The sequence below is a fragment of the Campylobacter concisus genome (genome assembly GCF_002914195.1).
Lineage (GTDB): Bacteria > Campylobacterota > Campylobacteria > Campylobacterales > Campylobacteraceae > Campylobacter_A > Campylobacter_A concisus_M.
This window is the reverse complement of sequence record NZ_PPAU01000137.1, coordinates 1-506: the sequence shown is the minus strand read 5'-3', so window position 1 is coordinate 506 and position 506 is coordinate 1. Positions and strand designations below refer to the sequence as shown.

General features: G+C 37.4%; 1 pseudogene. It reads right to left on the bottom strand.

What is annotated here, in order from left to right:
• Positions 1-506, bottom strand: a pseudogene (locus CYP28_RS09500) (HlyD family type I secretion periplasmic adaptor subunit); the annotation flags it as partial.

The following is a 506-nucleotide window of genomic DNA, read 5'->3' as shown; positions in this document are numbered from 1 at the left end:
CTATCGCTTAGACTGATTTGTGATTCATTAATCCTTGCGATCTCTGCTGAAACTTCGTTTAGTTCTTTTTTTGCATTATTTTTAAATGCCAGCTTTGCCTCTTCTATCTTATTTTTTGCCTCTTTTATGGTCGATTCGACCCTTGGCACGGCAAGCACAGATGCGTCAAGCTCGCCTTTTAGGTCATTTACGCGTCTTTGAAGTTGGATGTATTCAACCTCGCTAACAAGACCTTTTTTAAAGATAGGCTCCATGATAGCTTTTTCTTTTAAAACAAGGTTGTAGCTATTTTGAGTTTGAGAAATTTTATTTCTAAGCTCATTTAGCTCACTTTGGCGTTGATGGATCTGCTCTGTTAGAATTCCTATTTGCTCATTTATGTGATCGATGTTTGAGTTGTGCATGCTTATCTCGTATCTTACGGCCTTGCTATTGTTCTTATCTCTTGTTTCGTTATAGTCAAATTCTTTATCATTGGCTTCAGCGTCAAGCCTCATAAATTTAGC